Origin of the sequence: Aquimarina sp. RZ0 (genome assembly GCF_008370685.1) — a bacterium.
Taxonomy (GTDB): Bacteria; Bacteroidota; Bacteroidia; order Flavobacteriales; family Flavobacteriaceae; genus Aquimarina.
This window is the reverse complement of record NZ_VTZU01000084.1, coordinates 1-21447: the sequence shown is the minus strand read 5'-3', so window position 1 is coordinate 21447 and position 21447 is coordinate 1. Positions and strand designations below refer to the sequence as shown.

General features: G+C 32.4%; 15 protein-coding genes. 8 read left to right on the top strand and 7 right to left on the bottom strand.

Annotated elements, in window-relative coordinates; genetic code table 11:
• Positions 1–56: 56 nt before the first annotated feature.
• The 6 genes from F0000_RS23055 to htpG form a co-directional block, all read right to left on the bottom strand.
• Positions 57–662, bottom strand: a complete 606-nt coding sequence (locus F0000_RS23055) for a MarR family winged helix-turn-helix transcriptional regulator (protein WP_149627083.1) — start codon at positions 660–662, stop codon at positions 57–59.
• Positions 663–913: 251 nt separating this feature from the next.
• Positions 914–1177, bottom strand: coding sequence for a DUF2024 family protein (locus tag F0000_RS23050; protein ID WP_149627082.1), 264 nt, complete (start codon positions 1175–1177; stop codon positions 914–916).
• A 204-nt stretch (positions 1178–1381) separates the two neighbouring features.
• Complete coding sequence (locus F0000_RS23045; RefSeq protein ID WP_149627081.1) at positions 1382–1615, bottom strand: thioredoxin family protein; 234 nt, start codon at positions 1613–1615, stop codon at positions 1382–1384.
• A 396-nt stretch (positions 1616–2011) separates the two neighbouring features.
• A complete protein-coding gene (locus F0000_RS23040) occupies positions 2012–5302 on the bottom strand; it encodes a DUF2723 domain-containing protein (RefSeq protein ID WP_149627080.1) in 3291 nt (1096 codons plus the stop codon).
• A 104-nt stretch (positions 5303–5406) separates the two neighbouring features.
• A complete protein-coding gene (locus tag F0000_RS28535; protein WP_304505298.1) occupies positions 5407–6384 on the bottom strand; it encodes a response regulator transcription factor in 978 nt (325 codons plus the stop codon).
• A 195-nt stretch (positions 6385–6579) separates the two neighbouring features.
• On the bottom strand, positions 6580–8466 hold the full coding sequence (gene htpG, locus F0000_RS23030; RefSeq protein WP_149627079.1) for a molecular chaperone HtpG: 1887 nt from the start codon (positions 8464–8466) through the stop codon (positions 6580–6582).
• Positions 8467–8723: 257 nt separating this feature from the next.
• Here htpG and F0000_RS23025 point away from each other — a divergent pair, with 257 nt between their 5' ends.
• From F0000_RS23025 to F0000_RS22990, 8 genes are all read left to right on the top strand, one after another.
• Complete coding sequence (locus tag F0000_RS23025; protein ID WP_149627078.1) at positions 8724–9389, top strand: TetR family transcriptional regulator C-terminal domain-containing protein; 666 nt, start codon at positions 8724–8726, stop codon at positions 9387–9389.
• Between the two features lie 43 nt (positions 9390–9432).
• Positions 9433–10740, top strand: coding sequence for an AarF/ABC1/UbiB kinase family protein (locus F0000_RS23020; protein ID WP_149627077.1), 1308 nt, complete (start codon positions 9433–9435; stop codon positions 10738–10740).
• A gap of 530 nt (positions 10741–11270) precedes the next feature.
• Positions 11271–11501, top strand: coding sequence for an RDD family protein (locus F0000_RS28690; protein ID WP_149627076.1), 231 nt, complete (start codon positions 11271–11273; stop codon positions 11499–11501).
• 153 nt (positions 11502–11654) lie between these two features.
• The gene (locus tag F0000_RS23010) at positions 11655–11909 is read left to right on the top strand and encodes a hypothetical protein (protein ID WP_149627075.1); all 255 of its coding nucleotides are present in this window, start codon (positions 11655–11657) and stop codon (positions 11907–11909) included.
• Between the two features lie 188 nt (positions 11910–12097).
• Positions 12098–13948: a tetratricopeptide repeat protein gene (locus F0000_RS23005; protein ID WP_149627074.1), complete on the top strand. Its 1851-nt coding sequence runs from the start codon at positions 12098–12100 to the stop codon at positions 13946–13948.
• Between the two features lie 230 nt (positions 13949–14178).
• Complete coding sequence (locus F0000_RS23000; protein WP_149627073.1) at positions 14179–16077, top strand: thiol-activated cytolysin family protein; 1899 nt, start codon at positions 14179–14181, stop codon at positions 16075–16077.
• A gap of 817 nt (positions 16078–16894) precedes the next feature.
• Positions 16895–17890 carry a DUF2806 domain-containing protein gene (locus F0000_RS22995; protein ID WP_149627072.1) on the top strand — a complete coding sequence of 332 codons (996 nt, stop codon included), beginning with the start codon at positions 16895–16897 and terminating at the stop codon, positions 17888–17890.
• Between the two features lie 67 nt (positions 17891–17957).
• A complete protein-coding gene (locus F0000_RS22990) occupies positions 17958–18527 on the top strand; it encodes a DUF427 domain-containing protein (RefSeq protein ID WP_255452862.1) in 570 nt (189 codons plus the stop codon).
• A gap of 62 nt (positions 18528–18589) precedes the next feature.
• Here the strand turns inward: F0000_RS22990 and F0000_RS22985 are convergent, their stop codons facing one another.
• On the bottom strand, positions 18590–20953 hold the full coding sequence (locus F0000_RS22985; protein WP_149627071.1) for an outer membrane beta-barrel family protein: 2364 nt from the start codon (positions 20951–20953) through the stop codon (positions 18590–18592).
• Positions 20954–21447 lie beyond the last annotated feature (494 nt).

Here is a 21447-nt window from a genome sequence, read left to right as displayed (position 1 = left end):
AAATTTTTAAAAAACAAGAGGCTTTTTTTATACAATTTTTAAATCGGAAAATAATATCAATTCAATTTTTGAAATTCTGGACAATCTAATCTAATCTCAGTGTCTCTCAAAGCTGTTTGCATTAGATTACAATAATGATTACTTTTTGATTTCTCATAAAACTTACAGTTGTAACAAGTGCGCTGTATGGTTAATATCCCTGTTTGATTAAGTTTGAATATTAATGTAGTAATTGTTTTTAGTAAAGACTCCTGTTCTTCCAGATTAAAGTTTGAAAGTTGTTTTTTTATAGGAGTCGCAAAGCTTTCGGTTTCTAACACAGCTTTTTTACCTGTATCAGTCAAAGAAATATAATAACTTCTGCTATCAGCAGAAGCTTTTGTTTTAAAAATCATTTCCTTCTTCTCTAATATCTTTACAGCATCACTGATCGTAGGTTTTGTAACATTAAACTCATTTGCTAAATAGCTTACTTTACATAAATCTTCTTTATGGTATGCAATAAAAATAAGGATTTGTATCTGTATGGGACTTAATCCAATAGTCTTTGCATGATCCCGCAATAATGACTTGAAAGCTTCAGAGATACGCTCCAGTCCAATAATAATTTTATTGCTGATATCCTGTTGCTGAGATAAAATATTAAAAAAATCCGGATCCATAATAAGAATAACTAGTTAGAAACCTGAGCTCGACTAACCACAAGCGCGTCAGGTTGAGTGATATTCTGATAAGAATTTTGTATCCAAAAACAAGCGTTTTGGATTTAAAAAACCTATTCTCAACACACTTTTCCTTTATCTAAGCACTCTAATTGAAGGTTTTTAATCTTCTATATGAATAATCGAACTCTGGTTAGAAAGGTTTTCGTTAATACTTACAAAGTTAGCAATCCTAATTAATCCTGAAATGATTAATTACAATTTTCCATTTCTATAATGGAGTATCCCTTGGATTTTATATCACGAATCATGTCTTCTGTAGCACTTTCTATATGACACAATTTACACTCATTCGTAGAAATACTCTTGGTGCTAAACGCTTTGGATTTAAGATAGTGATCTCCATATCGAAAAACAACATTCGAATCCTCTACAAAATGAGGTACAAGAATATCAAAATGAGCAATAATTCCATCATTGCGTTGTACATAGGTGTCCCAAACGGCTATTTTCATGTTATTTATTTTATAGTTTGACTCTAATAATCAGGTGTCTGGATAAAAATTAAAAAAGTTAGGATTATCATGGATCTACTTCTTTTGGTAAAAGATTCGCTTGCAGAATCGAGGTAAATCCTGTTAAAAAAAAACGCTTAGCTATGTTACTAAATACATCACTTTTTTTTAATGAGGAGTCCTAACTTTTTTAATTAATTTTTTTTAACCCTTTACATCTGCCATGGATGCTCCAAAATTGAGATGTAATACATTTCCATTGGTTGTTAATAGTGCAGGAACCGATTTTACACCTGCTTTTTCTGCAACATCAATTTGAGATCGATCTTCTCCCAAATGTATAACTTCAACATTAGAGGCTCCTACCAAATTTATAATGTCGTGTTCTGCACTTATACAAACTGGACATCCTGCGTGATAAAAAATTGACTTACTCATTTTAATAATTTAAAGTTTTATGCAAAATTGCAATACAAATATAGTAAGGATTCCTAACTAATTAAAGTTTATTTTTATTTTTTTTGAAGACTAGATGAATGCTAACTACCTCGCATGCCTGCGAGGCATTTATTGGGAAAAACACTTCAATTTTGAGGCAAGTATTGTAGCATTTATTGATAGAACTCATCTTGCGTAATACTTTGACCTACAAAAGCCAAACTTTTCGGTTGAAAACCACTATGCAAGATGAGTTCATCGTTTAGTTAATTAGTTGGTCTTTTAAATTCATAAAATTCTGTTTTGTAATTACTTAGATATTTGTTCATGAAAATAACTAATGCTCTCATTAATAAATCTCAATTATCGTGTAAAATGAGGATGTTGTTTGTTCTATCATTTATTCAAAGTATCAAGAATGTTTTGATCAGATTTAAATTCTTTTGCTAGATTATCTTGTTTATTTGTCAATTCTGTATTGGAATAGTCCTCTTTTGTACCATACAACATTGGGAATAAATTCAGGTATTGATTAAAATGAATAATTTCATATGTAATGATTTCCAGATCTTTATGCGTTGACAGGATATCAATCAAGTTTCTGTAATATGCTACATTTGTTACGATTTCTTCGATGTAAGTATGTTGATCAGAGAACTCCAGATTTCCAAAATATGTTAATTGCTCCTGATACTTTTTGGCAACTTGTTTCCACAGTGTTTGAGCTTTTGTTTTTTTGCCTAATCGATAATACCCTTCTATAAATAAGTTTAATGGGGTGTAATATTCGTACAATTCTAATGGCACCTTTTCGATGCCTAAATCCAGAATTTCTTCTGCTTTAGTATTTTGATTTTCATTAAGTAAAGTTTTTGCAAGTCTGCCAAGATTGGTTCTATAAGATATACCATTCCGTCTGGTCTCAATATCCTGATATATTTCTGAGCTCTCTCCATTCCCCCAATTCCAGTTTTTTACATTTTGATACATCACTTCAGTATCAATTCTACCCATTTCATACGGATTTGTCGGATCAATTTTGCTACGAATAGGAACCAGCTTATAGGTTAATCCGTCCAGTTGTAAATAATCTTTCATCCATATATAATCATCCTCCCCAAAACTCCCTCCTGTAAAATAAATAGGTCGCTCCCAGTTATTATTAGCAATAATATCCAGCATTATAAGTCTATGTTTTGAGATATAATCTCCTTTTAGGTGAATATCGATATATGGCAGAATTTTATCAGCATCTTTTGCCGGAACAATTCCGTTTTTAAGAACAGCCTCTTTGTTTACAGGTATTCTGATATGTCTACTGGGAAATGTATTGACCGTTTTTCCATTTTGGAGTTCACCCTGCGTTCTGGGATCATCAGATTCAATCCAGTGCATCCAGTTTTTGATAAGCATCGTATCTTTGGTAACTGATTTGTAAAAAATTGCATCATTATTGCCATATGTATAGAATGTGTGTGCTAATTGTGAAGGTATTGGCTGGCTTTCATACGCTGCTTTTTTCATTTGGTCTATATACCAATCGGCAGCTAATAAGCTGGTGATCAAAATTCGTATATCTGTTCGATATTCTTCTATTTCCTGAGCATACCATAAGGGGAAACTATCATTATCGCCAATAGAAAAAAGAATAGCACTGTCTTGGCAGGAGGATAAATACATTTTTGCCATGGATTGTGCTGTATACCGATTAGAGCGATCATGATCATCCCAGTTTTGAGCAATCAAAAGTGTCGGTGCACCTAAGAATGGGATAATAATTGCAAGATATGCAGATATTCTTACATTGATTTTTGTTTTTAAAAGATCAAATAATGCATAGACTCCAAACCCGATCCAGATAGAAAATACATAAAATGAACCTACTAATGCGTAATCTCGTTCCCTGGGTTCAAAAGGCCTTTCATTGAGGTATATTTTTAAAGACAACCCTGTAAATAAGAAAAACATGAGTAATACCCAGCAATTTTTTTTATCATGTTTACACTGAAACATACATCCAATTAAACCTAGAAGTAAAGGGATAAAATAATAGGTATTTCTGGCTTTATTTTTTACTACATCTTCCGGGAGATTATTTTGAGACCCCAGATGCAACTCGTCAATAAATTCTATCCCACTGAGCCAATTGCCATGAAGAGGTGTTAATGTACCAGGGATATCGTCCTGTCTTCCTACAAAATTCCACATAAAATATCGCCAATACATATATCCGATCTGATACTGGAACAAATAAGATATATTCTCCCAAAATGTAGGTGGTTTTACATTTAAAAACCTACCAAATGATTCTAAGAATCTATGATAGTCATTATAATCCAGTTTTCCTAAAGCATACTTTTTCCTGAAATCGGTTACAGTATTTAATAGTTCTTCCTCTTGCTGGTACTCTGGTTTTATGGTAAAATCTATGGCTCCTGTAAACTTCATATAGTTGCCAACATGCTCTGTACTCCACATTCTGGGCAATACAGTTTTATGAGTATTTTCTATATTCTGTTTAGCATTTTTCCAATCATTAACAATGATATATTTCCCAGTATCAAAATCTTTTTCATATTTGGGCTTTTCATCAAGATAGGGTTCTTTTTCATCCAGACTTCCATAGATTTGAGTAAACTGAGGACCATAAAAAAGAGGCGTTTCAGGATATTGTTCCAGATTGTAATAGGCGAGTAATTCTCTGGCATTATTTGGGTTATTTTCATTAATTACCGTGCCTGCATTCGCTCTAACCGGAATCATTAACCAGCTGGAAAAACCAATTAAAATAAATAAAACACATAGTATTGAGGTATTCATAATATGATAGGATCGTTTTCTTGTATAGGATAATACCAGGTAAAAAGCTATCATTAATGTAATTCCTGCAATGATAGTTCCAGAATGAAAAGGTAAGCCAACCGAGTTGACAAAGAAAATTTCTACAGTACCAAAATATGCTAATGTATACGGCACTAATAATTTGAAAATGAATAGTAAAACTGCTATCGCTATCAGATTAGCTGCTATAAAATTTTTAAAACTCATAGTTTTATAGTTTTTAAAAAAATATAACAGACCAATTGCAGGAATCGAAAGTAATCCCATAAAGTGTACTCCAAATGACAATCCTATGACAAAAGCAATGAGAATCAACCATTTGTTTCCTCCTGGTTGATGCATATCACGCTGCCATAGAAGTCCCAGATAAAACATAAAAGATACAATGCAGGTAGCTAATGCATATACTTCTGCTTCTACTGCATTAAACCAGAAGCTATCGGTAAAGGCAAATGTCAAAGAACCTACAAATGAACTGCCTAATACCGCAATGGATTTACTTTGTGTTAATTTCCCACGTACAAGAATCAGTTTATTAATAAGTAGGGTAGTAGACCAAAACATAAAGAGAATGGTAAAGGCACTCGCTATTCCAGAGGTGATATTGAGTGTATACGCAATATCTTTTGGACTTGCAGCAAAAATAGAAGCTACAGCGCCAATCATCTGAAATAAGGGAGCACCTGGTGGGTGGCCGGTTTGTAATTTTGATGAAGTTGCTATATACTCTCCCACATCCCAAAAACTATTGGTAGGTTCTGCAGTGAGTATATATATTATAAGGGAAGTACAAAAAGTTGTCCAACCTATAATAAGATTCCAGGTTTTAAAAAAAGAAGTGTTCATGAGTGTATTTGATTACTTTTTTTATGAAGTAATCAAATGAAGAATAAAATGCAGAAATAATCCCTTTTTAGAAGATGTAATAAAGTACTAGTACCGGTATGATTTTACTTTTTCACTACTAATTCTTTCCTGTTAGAGATATTTAATTTACTGTAAATGTTAGAGATATGCGTTTTTACAGTGCTGATGCTTATAAAAAGCTCATTAGCGATCTCTTTATTGCTTTTCCCGGAAATTATCAATTCTTTTATAGTGCTTTCCTGCTTGCTAAGAGGTGTTGTTGTTGTTTTTGGACTGCTTTTTCGGCTTCTGGCAAAAAGAATTACCAGTATTATAATCGCTATAACGGTGAGACCATTGAGTACTAAACTAATGGTATATTTTTTACTGGTTTTCTCTCTGGATAGTAAGGAGAGTTTGTTTTCGAGATATAGGAACAATGAAGGATCAATTTCGCTTGATTTTAATTCATCAAGGAGATTTACATAGTATTCGGTATGCTCTTTTATATCTTTATCCAAAAGTTTTTTATCATCCAGTTTTTTGATACTTATTAGTTTTACCAGCAGAATTTGTAAAGAATCTTTTATATATCCTTTTGTTTTTAGCAAATATTGTTCTGTGTCAAAATTATCGTGTAATTTTTCAAATTGTGATTCAAACTTTTTTAATTGTTGCCACTCCTTGTCAGCTATACTATTGGTGGTATAGTTTGCAAATAATGTATCTCCTTTTTCAAAAAAAACAGAATCGTTTTTTGATAAGATAAATAGTTTGAAATTTTTAACTTTTTCAGATATTTTCATCTGAGCTTTACTAGGATTTATATGAACTTTATAAAGGTTATCATGCGCATCAAACCATTTTTTGTCAAAAGAAAAGTATCCTTCTTTAGAAATAAGAGTTGAAGTTATTGGAGTATAACCAGATGTCGGTTTGGTATTGTCCAAAGCGACTTGACTCAAATATACTTTTTGCTGCCAATCTTCGGGATTTTCTAGATGTACATAGCCAGAAACAGGGTGTTGGCTGGTGCCTTCTAAGCTGAATAGCAGTAGTAAAAAATAAAGAATATTTTTCATTTGTTGAGATATGCAATGACTATAGAATACTACAAAAGTAATAAAATATGTATTTCCCAGAACCCTTGGTAAAAGTTAATGTACAAAAAAAACCGCTTCAATTGTTCTGCGAACAACAAAGCGGTTTCGGATTATTTAATCTCGTTGATAATAGATAGTACCTTCTCATACAATCGATGAGCGGATACTAACTTATTATTTGATCATTTCAAAACTACGTTTAATAAAATCTGTCAATTCTTCACCTTTTAATAAATTTTGTGAAAGTCTGGCAAGATCCAGAGACTGTTTTATAAGACGTTCTTTTTTCTTTTCTGTTTTAGTGTCTTTAATCTGAGTAATTAACTCATGATTTGTATTTACAATCAGATTGTGCATCTCCGGCATGTTACCAAACATATTCATACCGCCGCCGCCGGTTTGTTGCATCTCTTTCATACGACGCATAAACTCTGGTTGTGTGATCATAAAAGGAGAGGCATCACTATCCATTGCTTCTAACTGCACTGTGTAGTTCGCAGTAGGAATTACTTTTTCCAGATCTGCTTTTAAACTTTCTTTTTCTTCATCAGATAATTTAGAGATTGTTTCTTCATCTTTTTTGATGAGGTTATTGATGTGATCTCCGTCTACACGAGCAAATGTAACATTCTCTTTACTAGTCTCAAGTTTCTGAATCAAATGAGAAACAATAGGAGAGTCTAATAATAGTACTTCATATCCTTTGTCTTTTGCTGCCGCTATATAGGCATGCTGCTCATCTTTATTAGAAGCATACAGCACCACTAATTTATTATCCTTATCAGTTTGATTATCTTTTATTTTTTCTTCTAATTCTTCAAAAGTAAGGTAGGTATCATCAACAGTAGGATATAATGCAAATTTATCTGCTTTTTCAAAGAATTTATCTTCAGAAAGCATTCCATATTCAATAACTACTTTGATGTCATTCCATTTCTTTTCAAAATCTTCTCTGTCATTTTTAAATAATGAACTTAATTTATCAGCTACTTTACGAGTGATATAACTAGATATTTTCTTTACAGCACCATCTGCTTGCAGATAAGAACGAGAAACATTAAGAGGAATATCCGGAGAATCAATAACACCTCGAAGCATCGTTAAGAACTCTGGTACAATACCTTCTACATTATCTGTTACAAAAACCTGATTTTGATATAATTGAATTTTATCCTTCTGGATATTCATATCCTGTCCTAGTTTAGGGAAATACAAGATCCCAGTTAGGTTAAACGGATAGTCTACATTAAGATGGATGTTAAACAATGGTTCTTCGAACTGCATTGGATACAATTCTCTATAGAAGCCTTTATAATCTTCTTCCTTGAGGTCTGCAGGTTGCTTGGTCCAGGCAGGATTAGGATTATTGATGATATTGTCAACCTCCTGAGTTGGAGCAGGATCCTCTTCTTTAGCGTCTTCTGGCTTTGGTAGTGTTTCAGTCTTTGTTCCGAATTTAATCGGAATAGGCATAAACTTATTATATTTTTTTAAAAGCTCAGTAATCTTACTATCCTCTAAGAATTCAACCTCTTCTTCATTGATATGAAGGATAATCTCTGTTCCTCTTTCAGCTTTATCGTGAGCCTCCAGTGTATACGATGTAGATCCATCACAAGTCCAATGCGCAGCAGGTTCATCTTTATAAGACTTTGTAATGATTTCTACTTTATCCGCAACCATAAAGGCAGAGTAAAAACCAAGTCCAAAATGACCTATAATTCCAGAATCCTTTGCGCTATCTTTATATTTTTCCAGAAATTCTTCGGCTCCGGAAAAAGCTACTTCATTAATATATTTCTGAACCTCCTCTGTTGTCATACCAAGACCTTGATCAATAATATGCAACTGTTTGTTGTCCTTGTCAATTTTTATTTCAATACTTGGGTTACCATATTCTACTTTGGCCTCCCCTATATTGGTTAAATGTTTAAGTTTTAGAGTCGCATCTGTCGCATTCGATATTAATTCTCGTAAAAATATCTCATGGTCTGAATACAAGAATTTTTTAATTAAAGGAAAAATGTTTTCTACAGATACATTGATACTTCCTGTCGCCATTTTTAATATGTTTTAATTTAATTATCCATTTTAGAATCATCTATTGTCAAAAAAAATACCAAGACGCTTTTGCTGACAAACTGGCATTGAAGTTTTATATTTTATGCTAAAAACGTAAGTATGTAATGTCAATTACGTCTACTCTTAAAATTATAAGGCTACTTTCATTTTTTCTGAAACAACTTTAACATATTTTTTGTTTAACTTTTGATACAAAAAATTAAACAATTATTATATTTACATAAAAAAGGGATCTCATGGCAGCACCTAATAAAAAGAAAAGTATTGATAGTCATTCTATAATTACAAAATATATGAATTATGTTCTGGAGCATGAAGAATATCCAAAATCTGTTTATAAATTTTGTAAAGAGTCAAAAATAAAAGAAGAAGAATTTTATAATTTTTTTGGGAGTCTTGATAGTGTTAGGAAGGGAATCTGGAATACTTTTTTTAGCACCACAATGGATGCTATACATAAGAATGAAGAATATGATGCCCTTAGCAGTAAAGATAAGATGCTGACTTTCTTTTATACGTTGTTTGAATTATTAACATTGAATAGGAGTTATGTTTTAATGGCATTGAATTATGATCAGGTTCCGTTCAAAAATTTAAAACAATTACAAGGATTGCGTAATCATATCAAAAGTTTTGCAAAAGAATTGATAGAAATCGATAATGACGAGAAACTTTTTAAGATAGCTAAAAACCCTGTTTCGGTCTATGCAGAAGGAGCGTGGTTACAATTTTTATTTCTTTTGAAATTTTGGATGGAAGATGAATCTGTCAGTTTTGAAAAGACTGACATCGCTATAGAAAAATCAGTTACGGCTATTTTTGATTTGTTTGATAATACACCTCTGAGTAATGTATTGGATTTTGGAAAATTTCTTTGGAAAGAAAAATCAATGTGGAATTAGAGCATATAAAGAGGTAAAGTAGATTAAATTTTAAGAAAAAAATATGAAAACATTAGATAAAATACCAACTTCAAAATTAGGTCGTACAACCGAGCTTGTAAAGACTGGTGTAAAAGTAGGTGGTAATTATCTTAAATATTATAGTAAGAAAGCTGTGAATCCTAAAACAACCAGAGATCAGCTTAATGAAGACAATGCTACCGACATCTATGATGGATTAAAAAATCTAAAGGGAAGTGCATTAAAAGTGGCGCAAATGCTATCAATGGAAAAGAATTTATTACCTAATGCCTATGTAGAAAGATTCTCATTATCGCAATTCAGCGTACCACCATTATCAGCACCATTGGTAAGAAAAACATTTAAAAAATATCACGGGAAATATCCTGAAGAATTATATGATACGTTTGCAACTCAATCTGTTAATGCTGCTAGTATCGGTCAGGTACACAAGGCAGTAAAGGACGGGAAAAAACTTGCTGTGAAAATTCAATATCCTGGAGTTGCAGACAGTATAAGTTCTGATTTGGCGATGGTGAAACCCATCGCCATCAGAATGTTTAATCTAAAAGGTAAAGACTCTGAGAAATATTTTAAAGAATTAGAAGGGAAATTGCTGGAAGAAACAGATTATGTGCTGGAAGTAAAGCAAAGTAAAGAAATAACGGAGGCCTGCAGTGATATCGCTAATCTCAGTTTCCCTAAGTATTATGAAGAGTTGTCCAGTAAACGAATTATTACAATGGATTGGATGCCCGGAATACACCTTAGTGAATTTGCTAAACAAAATACAAATCAGGAGACAGCTAATAAAATCGGACAGGCACTTTGGGATTTCTATATGTATCAAATGCACGTACTAAAAGCGGTGCATGCAGATCCTCATCCTGGAAATTTTTTAGTAGATAATGATGATAATCTAGTCGCTATTGACTTTGGTTGCGTCAAAAAAGTTCCGCTAGAATTTTATACTCCATATTTTGAATTAGCAATAAAAGAAAATATAGAAAATCCTGAGTTTTTTAATCAGAAGATGTTAGAATTAGAAATATTAAAAGAACAGGATTCGCCACAAGAAAGAGCATTTTTCTCTGAAATGTTTCATGAAATGTTAAGTCTTTTTACAACGCCTTTTCAGATGGAAACTTTTGATTTTGCTGATGAGCGCTTCTGGAACGGAATTACAGAATTAAGTGAAAAATATTCTAAAGATACCGAATTGCGAAAAATGAATGGCAATAGAGGAAGCAAGCATTTCTTATATATCAATAGAACATTCTTTGGTTTATATAACTTATTACACGATTTAGGATCAACCATTCGTGTTAAAAATTTTGAAAAGTACCTTTAGTCAGTCTATATGGCTGATATTGGTTTGTTTATTTATTGGTTAGGTTGTAGAGAGGTGTGCTGTGGTTGGCACACCTTTCGTCTTTTATACAATTCCTATCTAAAAAACATTCGAATATAAATCGTATAAGCTGTTTAGAAAGTTTAACCAAGTGTGAAACTCTTATAACGGAATGGAATGTGAAATTGAAAACTGAGGAGGAAATGCCAAAAAGGTTGTTGGATTTAGTTGCATATGAAAAACCATAAAGAATATCAGCTAAAGTGTCTATAAACCATTTTGACTTTTGGGTCACTCTAAAATCAAAACTCAACTCAAATTAATTGTTGATATTGTTCAATAATAGTTCAATAAAACGATGCCAAAAAATTATATTATAAAAAGAGTTTTTGCAGCCATAATAGATTGTGGATTGTGACTTCTACTTTTTTACATTTCTTGTGTTCTATTTGGAGAAAAGATACCAGAGAGAGGATACAATGGAGATCATTTAATTTTAATTCTTGTTGGAATTTGGACCGTTCTTATGATTGTATTTTGAATTTCTTTTTCAAAGTACTATTGGAAATTGGACAGTAGGGTTTAAAACTCTGAATCAAAATGGAGAAAAACTTAAATTTTGGCAAAGCCTTGTGAGGCATTGTTTTGATTTAATCGATATGTGGCCCTTGGGAGGGGTTGGTGTCTTGTCGATAAAATGTACTAAGAAAAATCAGAGAGTTGGCGATTTAGTTGCTCGAACTATAGTAGTACCAAGATAAAAGTTTAAATCAGTAGCTCAATAAAACGATAAGATCCATTGGACTTTTATTTCCGAGACAAATAAAAAATTATCTCCAAAAGTTATAGACCCTATAAACGAGTTTGATATAAGAATTAGTTATTTTAAAGCTAATAATTCTAACAAAATTACTTTGAAATTATTTGAAGATTTAATCATTAAAGATACTGAAGAAATTGCAAAGAATAATATTCAGAAAAAAGGCCCTCTGGAAGGCTTTCATTTTGGCATGAGTAATATGGAAGCACAGTTATATGAACCATCTTATTCCGAAGAAGAATTAAAACAAGAAAGACTTGAAATAGAAAAAAGAAAAAAAGATTTACAAGCGTCAATGGAGAAATTTATGTCGGAATCAAAAATTAAATTTGAAATAGATACAAAGTGAATTAAAGTTCAATAAACGGATCACTTTAAAAACTCTTGTTCAAGATAAAGCGTTCAATATTTAATACATAATATTTTCTTTAATATAGATAATAGAGACATAAAGAGCAGGAACGTGTAGGTTGCTATACTTCAAGAATATTAAATTTTGTTGTAAATTTAATATTCTTGAAGTAAAATTTTTCTTTTATGAAAACTATTCCTCTAATTGTATTAATACTACTAATTATACCTGAAAAAATTACTGCTCAAAATAAACAAGAAAGAGACAGTATTCTTTTGATCATTAGCCTAACCAAGGTAGACACTGTTAAAGCAATCAATTATTTGGAACTATCGAATCTAACAATGTACAATGACCAGAAAAAGACCTTTACTTACTTAGAAAAAGCAGATTCATTATACAAAATATCCAAAAATGATAAAGGAATAGCAAAGTTGTATGCTCAAAAGGCAAACTATTATTACAGGCTCGGAAAAATTGATTCTGCAAGACATTACCTTATAAATTCAGTTGAAAAATCACTTCATGCATTTGACACGCTGCGTGCAGCTGTCATTAGACATAATGTAGGCATCTTAGATCATTATCAAGGTAATAGTTCTAGTGCCACTGAAATAATGAAAACTAATATCCCCGTATTTAAAAAATATAAAGATACTTTACATTTGGCCAACGCATATCTGATGAAGGGCAAAATTGCAATTTCCGATGGCTATTACAATATCGCACTTAAAGAAACCTATAGTGCTTTAAAACTCCGTAGAAGCGGGAAGGACGATTTTAGAATCGCTGAAGATTTACTACAAATTGGAATTATTTACCAATCTACAGACGAACATGAAAAAGCTATTGAAATCTTAAATGAAAGTGCACAATTATATGATAAAACTGACAGTGATCAAAGTAGGGCTCAGGCATTAAACTATATGGGTGTGTCAAATATAAAGCTTAAAAATTATGAGCATGCAGAAGAAAATCTAAAAAATGCTTTACTTATATCTGAAAAACTAGATTACAAAGCCAATATTGCTCGTGTCTATTTTAATTGGGGTAATCTTGAATTAGTAAGAAAAAATCTTCCAGAAGCAATAGTTTTTTTTGAAAGAAGTTTAACAGTCTGGAAATCTATCGGTTCGCCTAACAATGAATCAAATAACCTCTTTTATATTGGCAAAACTTATTTAGCACAAAAAAAATATTTACAATCTATTAATTACCTCAATCAAAGTATTGCTATTGCAGAATCTACAAATGATGTAGAAATACTCCGTAAAGCATATTTAGAAAAATCTTTAGCCCTTGAAGGGCAAAATAAATATAAAGAGTCATTATTTAGCTATAAGAAAAATAAAGTATTGAACGATTCCATTTTCACTATTGAACGTACTAATGCTACCCAAGAATTAAAGATCATATTTGAAACTGAAAAAAAAGAGCAACAGATAGCACTACAAGAAAAAGAAATTGTTCTTCTTGAACAAAAAGCAAAGGTCAGCAACCTGCAACGTCTTTTAATGGGTATAGGACTTTTACTGGCTATATTAGGTTTTTATGCACTACGCCAAAAAATGAAGCGAAACAATCTAGAAAAAGAAAAAGTTGATAATGAACTAGCATTTAAAAAGAAAGAACTCACTACTCATGCCTTACATCTCGCTAAAAAGAATGAAGTTTTAGAAGGTTTAAAACAAAAAGCCAGGGAATATAAAACTTCTTCAACTGGTCAAAGTGGGTATCAGCAACTAATTCGAACCATCAATTTTGATTTACAAGATGAGAATAACTGGGAAAACTTTAGTAAATATTTCCACGAAGTTCATAAAGGTTTTAATAGTAAAGCTCAACAAAAATATCCCCAAATTACAACCAACGATTTACGCCTAATGGCACTTTTGAAAATGAATCTTAGTTCAAAAGAAATTGCAAATATCTTAAACATCTCTGTTCCCGGAATTAAGAAAGCGCGAAATAGACTTAGAAAAAAACTTGGTATTAGCCCTAAAGAATCATTAGAGGCACTTATCATATCAATATAATTACAACGAGCAAAGTAAAAAAACTCTTTAAGGCACCTGTAAAACAAGGCTTTTTTCTTTTGTCACCCTTTTGTCACCCCTACTTTTTCTTATTCTTAAAACTAACCTTTTACGTTTGTAACGTCATTAAATTGGCAAAACCGTTTTGTGTAGTCTTGCGCTTGAACGGGCTGCAGACCTCTAATGTGCAAAGTCACGCAAAACAAAGTTTAACCACAAAACAAAAAGTGATGAAAACAATTAATAGAGTATTAAGGAGTATTTTTAGCACAGTACTAATTATTACTGCTTTGGCTTGTAGTAAAGATGATACCGATATAGATTTGGATCCAAATCTATCCAATCTCACTATCGAAGAAGTGGTAGCAAGCGGCGATGCTTTCGAAAGTTTTGCAACTACCACTACACCTCCAGAGGATATCCCAGATACCGAAGAAATGTTTAGCCAAAATTATACCTTAAACGACACAATAGACCAATGGCAATGTATCCGAAAAAAAGTGAGTGTTTTAGGAGGTACAGACAAGTTTCCTCTTTTTAATACAAATGCTTCTGTAATTTTTCCGGGAAACTTGCTTCAAGGTAAAACCTTATCACAAGCCACCCCTTCAGATATTGTTGTAAAACGTGCAGGTGGCACAATAACATATAACCTAGTAACTGGAAATCGTCAAGCAACTGTTGAAGTCGATAAAATAGATCAGGGTACTGTCAATCAAGCGATGAATAAAGTTATTGCCGAAAATGGTGATATTCTTCCTGCAAATTTCGTACTTGATGTAACCGCTATTGAATCAAAGGAACAGTTGGCTCTAGAATTAGGGCTAACGGTATCTACTTTAGCCAGTAAAGTTAACAGTAACTTCTCCCTAAATACCAGCGAAGAATATAGCAGTGTTTTGATAAAACTCACACAACAATATTATACAATGAGCTATGTAAAGCCCACTAGCTTGGACGAAGTGTTTGATCCAAGCGTTACTGCCGAAGATTTAGCTAAATTTATTCAACCTGATAATCCTGCAACCTTTATATCATCTGTAACCTATGGGCGCATATTTTATATGCTATATGAATCTACTGCATCTGCAGAAGATATGAAACTTGCTTTAGAAGGAGAATATAATACCATAAGCAATCAAGCATCAGGTAGCATAGATCTTAGCTTTTTAAAAGAGTATAATAATCTATCGGTAAAAGTTATTGCATATGGAGGTGATTCCGAAGGAACATTAAATGCTGTTGGTGCTACATTTGGGGGAGAAGAAGCCGTGACTAATCACATAAAAGAAATTATCGAAAGATTGGCCGCTTCTAGCAATATAGCAGGTGGCTTACCTTTATCATATGTAGTAAATAGCCTAGAAGATCCAAGTCAAATTATAAGTACCAATCTTGCCACCGAATATGATGTGGTAAATTGTGAAAATAGGAGTAAAGGCTTCCCTAAATATGCAAACTTACGTAGCAATGTAGAAGCTGCTTTTTATGCAGATATTAATACACAGACCTGGCTCGACAATGTTGATTCATTAACCAATGTGCTTATTGATGAAAACGGGAGATTAATACATATTAAAAATACAGGAGAACTATCATCTGAGTATAGTTTAAATGAAATAGGTCCAAACGGAATATACCCTTTCAATGGATGCGCCGCCACCGCATTTAGACGTGCATCCGCTAGCTTTAGCGATGGTATCTATTTTTTTAATAACGATGGGAGTAAATATAGTTTATATCAAATTGGTGGCGGCACCGGAAGAGGAGAGTTTAGTACTCCAAAGAGTGTAAGTTTATTAGGTAGTGGAGTGCCTTTTTCTGCAATTGGAGCAGGAATGGACGCCTCTATAGGCAATCGAAAATTATTATGTTTTTTTAATAAAGAAGGTACGCAGTACACTATTAGTGAAAGTTCGGTTTTTACACCTCCTAGATCCATTAAAGACTTTCAAGTAAAAACAAGTGGTAGTTCATTTGAAATACCTTTTGAATCTGTAGGAGCAGCTATGCGCGTTGACCTTAAAGATGATAGTAGAATAATAGTTGCTTTCTTTGACGGCTCAGGAACCCAATATGTTTTCTTTGATATGGACACTGATGAGTTTATAGGTCCTTTTAATATGTAAATACCTTTTAAAGAATGGCAGATACAAACTACTGTCCAAGATGCACCAGTAAAATATAACTAATCGTATAAAAATTAAAGGGAAAATTAGAGTATTAAAAGTTTTACAGTATATTTATTGCAAGGTAAAATTATTGACAACCCTATTCATGAAGATTTCTTCATGTATAGGGTTGTTTGTTAGAATTAAAAGTTCAATAAACGATCCATTTGAGCGCAGTACACATATTATTAATATCAGAATGATAAAGTTTCGACTCCGCTCAAATGGATCATCTTTTATGTTCTATCTTTTACACATGGGTAACGCATAGAAAAGTACCTGGCCATTTTACACAATTAGTGTTGGATCCTGCTTTGACGGAGCGTTGTTCTTGTTTATTTAAAACGTGAACCTCTTGTGAATTTAACAGTTTTTCTAACATAATATATTTAGTTTTATAATGAATAATACTTTAAATTAATATTTTATGATAATAAAATATTGAATGATGAGGACGTTAGTTTAAAGTTTGTAGCTGAACAACCATATTTTTGGGATAATGTTTGTAATTTCTATTAAAAAACTGAAGACCTTACATTATACGATTTGTGATTAAAAAATTCGTATAAATTCATTGAATTATTTTTTCTTTATGCAAGGCAAAAAAATCAAGCATAGCTATAGCTACGGTTTATTTTTTAAACGAAGTAGAAAGGAAAAAGAAACGATGAATATGCGAAATTTTTAGTTATAAATCGTATTAGAACCATATTCCAATAAAAAGAAAAGATATAAAAGTCCAATAAAACGATCATCACTTAAAGATTAATACAAAATGGCTTACAACGAAAATGAAGATACTTTTAATCAAACTGACTTAAATAAAATAATTGCTCAAGTTGACGGTATTCCATTGCCAACAGAAGTAAAGAAAAATTTATGGAAAGCTTTCGGTCAACTTGTTTATGGAATTATAGATATTCCACTAGCTTGGTTAGAAAAGTTTCCGGCGTCTATTAGAAACAAAACGAATAGTTCATTACAAATGGAAGAATTATCACTTCAAATTGCTAAAGAAGAGTTAAAAAAGGATAATGAATTTATTTCGCGAACTAAGGTCTATCATTTCAATAAACTTAAAAATCGTCAAAAAATTAGAGAAAATATATTTAATCATTCCTTAGCTGATATAGAGAATTCTAATCTTAAAACAGTTGATAATAAGAAAGAAATAAAAAATGATTGGTTAATTGAATTTGCTAATAGAGCAGAATTAAAATCAGATGAAGGATTTCAAATAGTGCTTTCCAAAATGCTCACTGGAGAAATAAAAAGACCAGGGACATTTAGTCTTCAGACACTACATATACTATCTTTAATGGACTCAGAAATAGCTCAAATATTTCAAATTGCGAGTAATTTGTCTGTTTATTTTTTTAATGAAAAAACTGATAGATCATATTTGTTTTTTGAACACCTTGATGGTATATCTCCGATATCACTTCAAGATTATGAGCTATCTGCAGAATCAATAACTAAAATTTCGGAGTTAGGTTTAATTCATCAAAGAGAAGTAACGTTAAGAACAAGATTTTATAACTATGATAAAGTAAATGAGGAAAACAATACTTATAAAGTTAGAATTGGGGAGCATTTATACCATTTTATAAAAACAAAAAATAGTGAGAATAAAGAGACTTACTTTAAGGTTATTCAATTTACGAAGGCAGGGAGTGAGTTACTTTCTTTATTTAAGCCAATATCTAATCTCGAATTTGAACAAGAGCTTATTAATTATTTTATTAAGAAAACCGGTTCAATTTTGAAATAGATTAGGTTGGTTTTGGAACGACTACTAATTTAAAGTTTAATAAACGATGAATATTTAGGCTAAATCTATGATGCGAAAGGACAAAAGAAGAATGACGATAAATTGGTTGGAAAAGGCTCGTGAGAGTTGGAGCAATACAGGTAATGAAAGACCTCCATTTGCAATAGCACCAAAAAAGGGTCAGCGATCTGTCTGGGATTTTCCTCGTCCTCCGATTATCGAAAAAATCAGCAAACAAATAATAGTCAATTACCAAGGGGGTAAGATAGCAGACTCTCACAATTCTTTAGCTGTTTTAGAGACTGCTAGTCCGCCAACATATTATATACCTAAGTGCAATATTGAAATGAACACACTCGTAAGAATACTTGGTAAGACTTCAATGTGTGAATGGAAAGGAAATGCAATATATTTGACATTGAAGACCTTGATCGATCAACCCATAGCCTGGTCATATCCGAATCCCTTTTCAGAATTTTCTGCATTAAAAGATCATATAGCATTCTATCCTCAGCATCTTGAATGTTATATAGATGGGAAACAGGTCGAAGCACAAGCTAGTAAATTTTATGCCGGATGGATCACTCCAGACATCGTAGGTCCTTTTAAGGGGGAAATGGGAACTGAACATTGGTAAGCACTCTATTTTTAACAGAAAATAAAATCAGGATATACTTAAGCGAATGCGTATATTATAGTTTAGCGTCTTCTCCCCGAATACGTCATTGCCTCTCCTTTGCCGAATGCATAGCTTAGTCCAAAAGTAATAAAGCGTCCGCGCTGCCCAAAATTATAAGTTTCAAAAGAGGGTTGATTCACAAAGCGTTCTTGAATTCTGGAAGCAAAAACATCACGGATACCTAGATTTGCTACTATTTTTCCCTTTAATATTTTTTTACGCATCCCTATATCGAGAAAGGCAAAACCACTTTGCTCTCCCTGAACGGTTTCAAATCCTGAGCGGTAGTTACCATTCAATTCTAAGTCAATATCTGTGGGTAAACTAATTTTAGAGCCTAATCGAGTGGACCATTGATTGCCTGTAAAATCAAAAATCTGACCATCGAAAGTTCCTTTTCGGTCAAAATAATTAAAATTAAAATCCCCGGTAAAAGTCAACCATTTTACAGGATTATACTTTCCATTGGTTTCAAAACCTATAGAAGAATTCGTGCCAATATTTTCTGGAGTAGTAAAATTTACATTATCTACAAAAGTCGATATGCGTTCTACCACATCTGTTGTATAGCGATGGTACAAACTGGAACTCATACTAGCCTTTCCAATTTTATAAATACTCGTTAATTCATAGGAATTAGTAAACTCTGGTTGTAATTCCGGATTTCCAGTGCGGATATTGAAGTTATTTCGAATGTTAAAAAAAGGATTCAAATCCCAAAGTCTAGGTCTGAATATACGTTTTGAGTATCCAGCCTGCAATGAAAACTTCTCACTAAACGTATAAGAGGTGTGAAAACTAGGGAAAAAATTGGTGAAATTTCGGGAATTACCTTCGTTGGTATTTGCTAATAAAGTTTCTAAATCAGTATTTTCTATACGCAGGCCTGCCTTGATTCCCCAAATCTTATTTTCATATGCTAAAGTTCCATAAATCCCCAATACCTTTTGATCCCACTCAAAGTCATTGGTCAGATTTTCATTGATTACAAATTCTCCATCAATAAAATCCTTTACCTCAAAATCATTTCCTACATCATTTATAACATATTGTGCTCCAGTCTCTATGGAATACACTTCAGTTAATGGATTTGTGTAATCTGCTTTGAAGGTAAAATCTGCTTGCTGAAAATTAGTAGCAGTCCGTTGATTATTATCTACATCTTCTCCTTCTAAAGTAGTGTCTGTAAATAAGGAAGACTGATCTTTGCCGAAGAAACTTCCTAAAGCACTTAGTTGGAATGTATGGTCTTTATTATTTTTAAATTGTTTTTTCCAATTAAATTCGTACTGCCATTTGGGATTGGTAGCATCAGTAGTTTCTTCTCGTACCGATCTAGATATCAAGGTATTAATTTCGTTAAAAAAACGAAAGCTAGTTTCGGAAGGTTGGTCTTCAATTTCGTAGGCGAAGTTTCCTGAAAGCGTAAAAACGTTGTATTTATTCAAATGGTAGTCTGTACCCAAGGTAATGTTGAAAAAAGTCTCGTTTCTAAAGTTCTCTCCCTCACTAAAAATTACTTCCCCATTTTCAAGGTTTCGGTTGATCGCCTCATTATCTCTAGGCAGCGAACGATAACCTGCACCCATTTGAGTAAACAGATTAAATTTTTCAGTTCTTCGATTAAGACTAGCTCCTATACTATGATTGTCAGGTATACCAGTATTAAGTGAAACAGAACCGTTCCAGCCTTTTTTCTCTTCTTTTTTTAAGATAATATTCAAAATCCCTGAAGTACCTGAAGCCTCATATTTAGCAGATGGGTTGGTAATTACCTCGATACTTTGAATCATATCTGCTGTGATAGTTCCCAAAGCATTACTTGATTCATCGGCTAATACAGAGGGTTTTCCATTAATCAAGATTTGGACTCCTCCAGCTCCTCGCAAACTTATCTCACCTTCTATATTCACATTAACTGATGGTACATTGTTAAGCACCTCTAATGCACTAGCTCCTGCGGTACTCAGGTCTTTTCCCACATTAAAAACACGTTTATCCAATTTAAACTCTGTTTTAGAAACTTCTCCTCTCACGACAACCTCATCCAGTGTTTGGCTGTCTTGATAAAGCTTAATCTTATCTAAATAAACTTCATTATCTTTTATTTTAAAATCTCTAAGCTGAATGGTTTTAAATCCTATAAAACTTATCTCTACATAAAAATCTTTTTTTGTAGTTTTTATCTCAAATAAACCGTCATCATTGGTGATAGCTCCAGCAATTGTAGCTTTAGAGTTTATATCATTCAAAACAACTGTGGCATAAGGAATAGGTTGACCTGTTTCGGCTTCTACCAATGATCCGGAAACTAGTATTTCCTTATTTTGAGCACAGATGCCAACCGTAAAAAAGAATAGGATTAAAAGAAACCGTATGTTCATTATATTGTAATTATAATTTGATTACTCAAAGAAAAGGAGAAGAAAAGATTTATAAAAATTCATTTGGGTAAACTACTATTGTAATCCCATAAACGACATTATTGTAATTGACCTCGATAAATCTGCCGTTTATAGTAATTATTAAGAGGATTACCTTTTAATTCTTATAGTTGAAGAAGCAAAAACTATATTTGTTATACAGCTTTTCGATATTGTGAAAAAAATATTCTTAAATAGAGAGGTTTGGTTTCAGGTGATATTACATATCGTAGTATTTACTTTTTATTCATTTGACCGTCGTAATCCTGAAATAAAACCTTATCAATATGTGTTCTTTTTGAATTTTGTAATTGCTGGTCTTATGGTCAGAGAGTGTAAATATAACCTTGTCTGAATACTAAATTTTTAATTTACACATTATTCAGATAAGATGACAAATACAGAACAACAAGAACTAGAGAAGAAAGCTCTTGAACAATTTATGAGCGGCAAGA